Source organism: Centipeda sp. (in: firmicutes) (genome assembly GCF_057271695.1).
Window position 1 is genome coordinate 1 of the sequence record NZ_DBHIVL010000110.1, and the last position, 5131, is coordinate 5131.

Here is a 5131-nt window from a genome sequence, read left to right on the forward strand (position 1 = left end):
TTGTAATATTTTGGAGCTCAATCGTGCAACAAAAGAATTTTTCAGTGTTTCCCTAAGTGAATATCTGGGAGATGCACCGACTAAATTTGTCCGCATCGGCATCGCGGGACTGCCCGCGCATACACATGCTCTGCTCGGGCAGTTGATTGCGGCGACTACAGAACGGCTCGGTCGTCGTACCATCTGCATCGCGAGCGGCGATCTCTCGCATCGTCTCATGGAGGGCGGTGCAAATGGCTTTGCGCCCGAGGGCGCGGAGTTTGATGAGCTCTGCACGGCATTTCTAAAAACGGGGGATTTCCTCTCGCTCTTGCGGATTCCGGGCAGTTTTGCCGAGATGGCGGGGCACTGCGAGCTAAACGGACTGTGGGTGCTCGCGGGTGTGCTTGACTGTGCGGCGATGGATGCAGATCTGCACAGCTACGAAGCTCCATTTGGTGTGGGGTATGCCGTTGCCTCATTCACCGTGACAGGTCGGAACGAGGCGAATGACTTCGCGGCGCAGCTTGTGCATACAGAGGATCGGGCGATTGCTGAACTGCGTGCGGCGGAGGATGATTATGTGCGGCTTGCACGCATGAGTGTCGAGCATTTTGTGCGGACACATTCTTATCTGCCGCTTCCCGCAGAACTGCCGCAGGAACTGACGGAGAGCCGCGCGGGCGCGTTTGTATCCATCAAGAAATACGGCAAGCTGCGCGGCTGCATTGGGACGTTTGTGCCTGCGCAGCAGAGCCTTGCCGAGGAGATTCTCTACAATGCGGTGTCTGCCGCCGCGCACGACGGACGTTTTGAACCGATTGAGGAGCATGAGTTGAACCGTCTCGTCTATTCGGTGGATGTGCTGAGTACGCCCGAGCCGATTGAGTCTGCGGCGCAGCTTGACCCCAAAACTTACGGTGTGATTGTCAAGAGCCTGACGGACAATCGTCGCGGGCTGCTCCTGCCCGATCTCGCGGGCATTGATACGGCAGAGCAGCAGATCGCCATTGCGCGTGAGAAGGCACGTATTCAGCCCAAGGAGACAGTTGCTCTTGCACGTTTCACAGTGGAACGTCATTGTTAGAAAATACAATTATTTCAGCGTTATATGTTTTGATTGACACATTAAAAAGCGCATGTTATCATGGGTAAAATTTCATATGATTGGATTAGGTGTTGAAGGAAGCACTGATAAATTCAACCTGCCATCATCTGGCAGACTTCATTTTATCAGGGATTCCTTGACTTAATAGGGAATTTGGTACAAGCCAAAGCGGTCACGCCACTGTAACAGCGAGCGACTTTGCAGAAGGACGCACAGCGTCCTTGGTCACTGAGATATTTTCTTGGGAAGGCGCAAAGGAACGATGAACTGGAGCCAGGAGAACTGCCTAGTTGACAATCACCGACTGACCTGCGAGTGACGGGGATGGAGATTTTGTAAACATGACGCTCATACTATGCCTGAGCTTATTTGGTGTGGTGTTTGTGTGAGGTCGAGCGCACAGCCCGTTTCCTCTAGTTGGGGAAAGGGGCTTTTTGTATGAAACAATAATAAAACACGATGGATTTTATTTATCGGCGATTCTCAAGGAGTATGGTTTTCAAGAAATAAGGAAAAAGGTGTGTTTATGTTTCAGACAAAGAGACGCATGGCTGTCGTTGTTACGGCACTTCTTCTGATGGTCAGCATGATTCTCACGGCCTGCGGGGGCGGGGGAGATGTGAAAAAGGATGCGGCGCAGAACGACAAGCCCATTGAGATTACGGATGTCACAGGACAGAAGGTCACGCTCAAAAAGCCGGCAGAGCGCGTTGTTGTGCAGTGGAGTGCATCGGGCGGCGCGTTTATGACGATGGCAGCACTGACAGGCAAAGATGTTGCCAATCTTGTTGTTGGCATTGATCCGTATTTGAGCAAATACCGCGTCGATATGTGGAATCATTTCAAAGCGGATCTGCCGGAGCTCGAAAAGATCCCTCTCATCGGCTCTGTAAATGATAAAACATTCGATACGGAGAAGGTCATCTCTCTGAATCCAGATGTCATCTTTATCCCATTGAATATGAAAGATCAGTACGAGTCCGATGTGAAACCAAAAATCGATGCGGCCGGCATACCGACCATCTACATCGACTATCATGCAGAGAAGCTCGAAAATCATCAGCGTTCCATCGAGGTGATCGGCAAGGCTCTGGGCAAGGAGGAGCGCGCAGAGGAACTCAAAAAGTTCTATACGGATCGCGTGACCAAGGTCGTTGATCGTGTCAATAAGATCAACAAGCCGAAACCGACCGTCTATATCGAAACGGGCAACGAGGGGCCCGAGGGGTATGGATTTGCATACAGCAGCAAGGTTGCATGGGGAGCATTGGCAACGGTGTGCGGCGCGGATCTTATCACCAAGGATGTCGTCGAGTCGGCGGGACCTGTCAACCCCGAATTCATTCTGGAAAAGGACCCCGACATCATCATGATTATTGGCTCCTATTGGCCGAAGAAGGCGACCTCCATGCGCCTCGGATTTGAAACGAACGAAGAACATTCGCAGCAGCTCCTCAAGGCATTCACGGAGCGCGATGGCTGGGGGCAGCTGAAGGCGGTCAAGAACAAGCAGGTATATTCAACACATCACGGCCTGCCGCGTGATATCTATGACTGTGCGGTATTCGAGTACCTGGCAAAAACGTTTTATCCCGAGGAGTTCGCAGATGTAGATCCGGAGGCGACGCTCAAGGAGTTCTACGCAAAATTCCTTCCGTTCTCCTATGGCGGAACGTGGTTCATGCAGTTGAAGTAGAGAAGGGTTTGGAATTGTGGGAGATATGGCGGAGCAATTTGACTATAAGAAGCATAGTTACCGCAGAATCATTCTTATTTTTCTCGGGCTGCTGGTCTGTACAGTGAGTTTTTTGACCGACGTGATCGTCGGTCCCGCCTCGCTGACACCGTATGATGTGTGGCTGGTTGTGATACAGTCGCCCGAGGCTTCTAAAAGTGCCAGTGTCATTGTCTGGTCGATTCGGCTTCCGACGGCGGTTATGGCACTGCTGGTCGGTGCCTCCCTGGGGATTGCAGGTGCGGGAATGCAGACAATCCTGGACAATCCGCTCTCCAGCCCTTACACACTCGGTATATCGGCAGGTGCGGGATTTGGGGCATCCCTTGCAGTGGTGGTTGGGCTGGATTCACTGGAGTTGCTGGGGGAGTTTATGGTGCCCTTCGGTGCGTTCGTATTTGCGTGTCTGACGAGCTTCTTCATATACTCCATCAACAAGATCAAAAACTTTTCCTCGGAGACAATGATCCTTGCCGGTATCGGTATGATGTTCCTGTTTCAGGCACTTCAGTCTCTAATGCAGTACATGGCAACCCCCGAGGCTCTCCAGAATATTGTGTTTTGGACGATGGGCAGTCTGTCCAAGGCGAACTGGGTGAACATCTCCATTGTTTTCATTGTACTGCTTCTGATGCTTCCGCTCATGATGCGTGAATCGTGGCGGCTGACCGCGCTCAAGCTTGGGGATGAGAAGGCGTCCGGTCTGGGGGTCAATGTCGAGCGTTTGAGAGTCAAGATCTTTCTGTTCATCTCAATCATTACCGCAGTCGCTGTTTCTTTCGTGGGAACCATCGGCTTTATCGGCATCGTTGGGCCGCATATTGCGCGGATGCTGGTCGGTGAGGATCAGCGGTATTTCCTGCCGCTCTCCGCGGTGTGCGGTATGGCGATCCTATCGCTCGCGTCCATTGGCAGCAAGATGCTGATTCCGGGGGCGATGTTTCCGATCGGCATTGTGACGGCAATCATCGGAGTACCCTTTTTCTTCTCGCTGGTGTTGACTAGGAAAAGGAGCTATTTCAAATGATTGAAGTTCATAATCTGACCTTTGGATATTCCTCCGATTCCGAGAAGAATATCCTGCGGGGGGGTTGACTTTGTCGCTCAAACCGGCAAACTGACTGCGGTGATCGGAACGAACGGCGCGGGGAAATCAACGCTGCTGAAAACGATCATCGGAATTCTGCCCGGCAAAGGGGATATTCAGATCAACGGCAAGCCGATGGCGGCATATGACATCGGGGAACTCAGCCGCACGGTAAGCTATCTGTCGCAGGACAACGACTGCAAGATCAATCTGAGTGTCTTCGAGGTTGTGATGCTGGGGCGTATGGGCTCCCTGTCCTTTCGTGTCAAGGAGGAGGACATTCGTGCGACGGAGGAAGTGCTGCAGCGGCTGAATATGCAGGCACTCGCATCGCGCAGCATCATGGCACTGAGCGGTGGGCAGCGGCAGCTCGTCTTCATCGCGCAGACACTGGTCAAGGAACCGTCGGTACTCTTGCTCGATGAGCCGACCAGCGCACTGGATCTGCATAAGCAGTTCAAACTGTTGACGCTGCTGAAAAGACTGACGCAGGAAAATCAATTCACGACACTGGTCACGCTGCATCATCTCGATCTGGCTGCGAAGTTCGCCGATGAGCTCATCGTGCTGAAGGACGGGGAAGTGTATGCGCAGGGCGTACCGCAGGAGATTTTTACAGAGCGTATGATGGAGACGGTATATCGTGTCAAGACAAAAGTCTATGTCGATGAACACGATGTGCCGCACGTGATTCCGCTCGAGGCGATTTCCTGATTACACGGCGATCATTGTGGCAATGCAGCAAAAAGCCCCCCGACCATGGAATACTCCACGGTCGGGGGGATTGGCATTTATCAGCAATTTCTTTACTGCGCTGCCGCAGACGACGCACCGATGGCAGCGTTGAGTTCGCTGATGAGTGCATCGATGTCGATGCCGTGCGCCATTGCGCCCTGCTCAATGTTCTCGAAATGCGCGGCCGCGCAGCCGAGGCAGCCCATTCCTGCATTCATGAGAATCTCAACCGTGTCGGGATACGTCTGCACGATCTCAATGATGCTCATGTCCTTTGTAATCGCCATGATAGACCTCCTATATGATGAAGATAATCGACAGTAAAGGGGAATCCCCCCGATTGTTTCAAATTATAACACAAGATTTCAAAAAAGAAAGTGTCATTTGCAACATTTGTATGTATGTTCATAAGAAAAACTGTTAAGGAATCGTTGATAAAATGAAGTCCGTCAGATTGGCGTAGATTTTTTCGTCCGAACAAGGAGAC

At 51.9% G+C, this 5131-nt stretch carries 5 protein-coding genes and 1 riboswitch; of the genes, 4 read left to right on the forward strand and 1 reads right to left on the reverse strand.

Translation table 11 applies throughout. From position 1 onward, the window contains the following. From amrA to ACO6BQ_RS11845, 4 genes are all read left to right on the forward strand, one after another. A partial coding sequence (amrA, locus tag ACO6BQ_RS11830; RefSeq protein ID WP_489121184.1) for an AmmeMemoRadiSam system protein A occupies positions 1-1066 on the forward strand: 1066 nt, incomplete at its 5' end. A 132-nt stretch (positions 1067-1198) separates the two neighbouring features. Then, positions 1199-1391, forward strand: a riboswitch (cobalamin riboswitch). 222 nt (positions 1392-1613) lie between these two features. Beyond that, positions 1614-2783 carry an ABC transporter substrate-binding protein gene (locus tag ACO6BQ_RS11835; RefSeq protein WP_489121188.1) on the forward strand — a complete coding sequence of 390 codons (1170 nt, stop codon included), beginning with the start codon at positions 1614-1616 and terminating at the stop codon, positions 2781-2783. 25 nt (positions 2784-2808) lie between these two features. Further along, positions 2809-3849, forward strand: a complete 1041-nt coding sequence (locus ACO6BQ_RS11840) for a FecCD family ABC transporter permease (protein ID WP_489121189.1) — start codon at positions 2809-2811, stop codon at positions 3847-3849. Between the two features lie 99 nt (positions 3850-3948). Then, entirely contained in the window at positions 3949-4623 is a 675-nt protein-coding gene (locus ACO6BQ_RS11845; RefSeq protein WP_489121190.1) for an ABC transporter ATP-binding protein, read from the forward strand. A gap of 92 nt (positions 4624-4715) precedes the next feature. Here ACO6BQ_RS11845 and ACO6BQ_RS11850 read toward each other — a convergent pair whose 3' ends face one another. Beyond that, positions 4716-4931: a DUF1858 domain-containing protein gene (locus ACO6BQ_RS11850; RefSeq protein WP_489121195.1), complete on the reverse strand. Its 216-nt coding sequence runs from the start codon at positions 4929-4931 to the stop codon at positions 4716-4718. Positions 4932-5131: the final 200 nt, after the last annotated feature.